Origin of the sequence: Microvirga aerilata (assembly GCF_016743775.1) — a bacterium.
Classification (GTDB): Bacteria; Pseudomonadota; Alphaproteobacteria; order Rhizobiales; family Beijerinckiaceae; genus Microvirga; species Microvirga aerilata.
Genome location: NZ_JAEQMY010000214.1, coordinates 1 through 2999, shown reverse-complemented (window position 1 = coordinate 2999; position 2999 = coordinate 1). Strand labels below are relative to the sequence as shown.

5 protein-coding genes are annotated in these 2999 nt (G+C 58.0%); 1 reads left to right on the top strand and 4 read right to left on the bottom strand.

Annotated elements, in window-relative coordinates; genetic code table 11:
* Positions 1-400 precede the first annotated feature (400 nt).
* Together JKG68_RS31640 and JKG68_RS31635 are read right to left on the bottom strand one after the other, a co-directional pair.
* Positions 401-568 (bottom strand): hypothetical protein, encoded by a 168-nt coding sequence (locus JKG68_RS31640; RefSeq protein ID WP_202066324.1) that lies wholly within the window; start codon positions 566-568, stop codon positions 401-403.
* Between the two features lie 47 nt (positions 569-615).
* Positions 616-987 (bottom strand): DUF6894 family protein, encoded by a 372-nt coding sequence (locus tag JKG68_RS31635; RefSeq protein ID WP_202066323.1) that lies wholly within the window; start codon positions 985-987, stop codon positions 616-618.
* 504 nt (positions 988-1491) lie between these two features.
* Here JKG68_RS31635 and JKG68_RS31630 point away from each other — a divergent pair.
* Positions 1492-1809 (top strand): DUF1330 domain-containing protein, encoded by a 318-nt coding sequence (locus JKG68_RS31630; protein ID WP_202066322.1) that lies wholly within the window; start codon positions 1492-1494, stop codon positions 1807-1809.
* 130 nt (positions 1810-1939) lie between these two features.
* Here JKG68_RS31630 and JKG68_RS31625 read toward each other — a convergent pair whose 3' ends face one another.
* A complete protein-coding gene (locus tag JKG68_RS31625) occupies positions 1940-2494 on the bottom strand; it encodes an arsenate reductase ArsC (RefSeq protein WP_202066321.1) in 555 nt (184 codons plus the stop codon).
* Positions 2495-2577: 83 nt separating this feature from the next.
* The coding region (locus JKG68_RS31620; protein ID WP_202066320.1) for a YybH family protein at positions 2578-2999 on the bottom strand (422 nt) is incomplete at its 5' end.

Here is a 2999-nt window from a genome sequence, read left to right as displayed (position 1 = left end):
GGACTGTAGACCGGGGTTCCCTCAACCCGGTTGCTCTCAATCAGGGGATGGACGGAGGTGGTTGTACCGGATGTCTGTGCTGCTGTTCCTGCTGCCTGGGTCATGACAAACCTCCTGCGCAGAACGATCTATAGAACTAACCCGACTTAGATCGGGCGAGTTCCGCAGAGGTTCACACTATCGTGCCTACTCAACAGGATGGCCTCGGCGACGTGAAGAGGCTGGCACAGCATCACCTCCGTGCAGGCGCAGCGTCAGGCACTACAGCGATAACTCGACGACCCTGACGCCACTCCCACCAGATGCGGCCCGTGCTGATGGCGGTGACACAGGAGAGCGCTGCGTTCGCGTTGATCTTGGGCACACATCGCCCGTTTGCAGCAGGCACATGGGCCTGGGATCAGTTATCAGAGGTTCGGTCCGGTGCCGGAATATCGGCGTCCCCATAGCCACGCCGCCCGTCAAGCTTGACCTTCGGCGGCGGTGCGGGACGCTCGTCCAGAACCCGCACGGCTTTCCAGACCGAGTTCACAACTCGTTGGATGGGGCTAAGAGGCGTCTTGCTCATGATTGGCTCGCTTTCTTCCGCCGTAGCGGCTGTTAGCATCCCCCACCTTATCCGATTGCTTTTGGGTCGTGGACCTCAGCGAACGCAACCGTCAGCACCGGTTGATTGGCTCGGTCCATGATCTCGAAGCGCCAGCCTCGCCGGTCTTCGCCCTTCTGATTGCCTTGCGCGATCATGTCACGAGCTTTGGTGAGGGCATCCTCTCGGGCCACCTGGAGATTGGGATAAGTGTCGCCTTCCGGGTCGTCGATGAGGCCGCTCTCGGTTCTGAGATTGAAGTAGTACAGAGCCTGTTCGACCTCATGCTGAGGCGCGAGATGATGCTCATGGGACGGGTGCCCTGAGCGAGGCGCACCACCCTCGTCGTTCCACCTCTTGAGATCGTCACGCTGGCGTGGGCGTCTTGGAGCTTGGCTCATAGAGAAATAATAGAACCAAGACCGGGCTTCTTGATGACAGTAAACATCGTGCAGCGCTGGGTTGTTGTCTGGCCCTCGTCTGTTGTGGAGCGCCAAGATGACGTTTGTTCTTACACCTACTCAGGTGGCCGATAAGCATATCTTTGTACCTGAGGAGGGCGTATACTTCCGTGACATAAGGAGAGCGTCATGGTTCAGAAAATGTTGTCCTATGTTTCGTATGAAAACGAAGCGATCTTTGTTGCTGCTCTGGCATTCCTATTCTGTGGCGCTGTGACCTTGGGATTTCCGTAGTGCCCTCCCAAAGTTCTGATCGCGCTGCTCCTACTGGCTGCCGTGGTCGCGATCTACGTGCTCGCAATCAAGACTGGAGAGTGAGAAAATCCTGATTGGGGAGCGTAAAACTCCCAGCGTTGATGATCTCGCCTATCCGTTGATGTGTGCCTGAACGATGGGTAATTGATTGCCTGCGCTGAAGCAATGCGAGTTCTACCGGAGGACGCCATGGCCTATGTCATGTTTCAGTATGATCGCCCAACCGACTCGCACCGCTGGAACAAGTACAACCAACATGTGAGAGACTGGGTCACTCAGCTTTTGCACCTTCCGGGTGCCATGTCGTTCATGGCCTATCGCACTTCTGATGAGGCAAGCCCGGATACCTTTACCATGCTGGAATTCCGAACGGTCGAGGAGGCGCGCAAAGCGGCAGCGTCTGAACACATGAAGACGGTTCTCCAGGAACTGCGGTCAGTCGGTGCCGTCACGAAGGTCTTGGTGCTTGAGCGTTCGCCGTTCACGCCGGAACCCATTCGGGCCTGAGGCACGACAGGTTAGGATCGCCCAGTCATTCCCAAGTCTGTCACCGCCTACGAGTTTCTCGTCTCAATCCAAAGATCAGTCATGGCAGCACGAAGCTGCTTGGTTCTGACACCCTTCTGTATCAGGTGCATCAGCCTGCCTTTGACTCCACATGCTGCCCAGACCCATCTGCCACAGCCGTGCTTGCCCCTTCCTGATAATCGATTGCACGGAGACGGGTACCTATCGTGAAGCGATCAAGGCTGGCCAGTGGAAGATGGACGAACGTGCTGATGCGGCTCTTGAGAGACTGGAAAACCCGAACGAAGGCTTTTGCCCTGTCCACATCGGAGCCCTCGACGCCTGATGGGTCATCAATGCCCCAGTGCGCGAGTGACGGATGCCCCGGCCAGACAGGGCAGGCTTCACCGACTGCGGTGTCGCAGACGGTGATCACAAAGTCCATGACGGGGGCTCCTGGAGCGGCGAACTCGTCCCAGCTTTTCGAGCGGTACCCGTCTGTCGGATAGTCCTGGGCTCCCAGCACCTTCAGGGCCAGCGGATTGACCGCGCCTTTCGGCTGACTACCTGCTGAGTAAGCGATGAAGTGACCCTCCCCATCCTTGCGCAGGATGCCTTCCGCCAGGATCGACCGGGCTGAGTTGCCCGTGCAGAGAAACAAGACATTGTAGGTTCGCTCGATCATGGGAGAACTCCCGTGTCAGACGTTGCAACTCAGCCCTTGTGCTCCGAACTGCCAAGCCCCGCTGTTCGGCTGACGTGTTGCCGCTAAAGAGCAGGCGGATGATCCTGCTTGGTGCCAAAGGAGCGCGAAGGAGTGCCAGGAAACAGCGACACGTGCGTGTGTTGCGCCACCCATTCTCCACCTATAGCCTCTCGCCCGAGCACAATCGTTGCTCGTCCTGGTCGGTCGAACACCTTGCCATCTTCCGTGTAGCCGGTGGACTCGAAGACGGCCATGCCAACTGCCGTGAGACGGTCGCCTGAGATGAGGGTGCGCAGATCATCCAAACGCCAACGAAACCGGTCGATATGCCCCCAGACGTGACGCCACTGCTCTTGTTCGGTCGCTTCGCGTCCGACAATGAAAGCTGTGAAGGAGCCGAAGGTGAGCATGTCGTCGGCAAAGAGCGGTCGGGAGCCGACGAAATCCACCGTCTGAACGCAGACCTGGAGTGTCCGAAACCAGC

What these genes read in the sequence shown, in the direction of transcription:
- JKG68_RS31630 (WP_202066322.1), top strand. Translation starts at nt 1,492, where the DNA reads ATGGCCTATGTCATGTTTCAGTATGATCGCCCAACCGACTCGCACCGC.
- JKG68_RS31625 (WP_202066321.1), bottom strand. Translation starts at nt 2,494, where the DNA reads ATGATCGAGCGAACCTACAATGTCTTGTTTCTCTGCACGGGCAACTCA.
- JKG68_RS31640 (WP_202066324.1), bottom strand. Translation starts at nt 568, where the DNA reads ATGAGCAAGACGCCTCTTAGCCCCATCCAACGAGTTGTGAACTCGGTC.
- JKG68_RS31635 (WP_202066323.1), bottom strand. Translation starts at nt 987, where the DNA reads ATGAGCCAAGCTCCAAGACGCCCACGCCAGCGTGACGATCTCAAGAGG.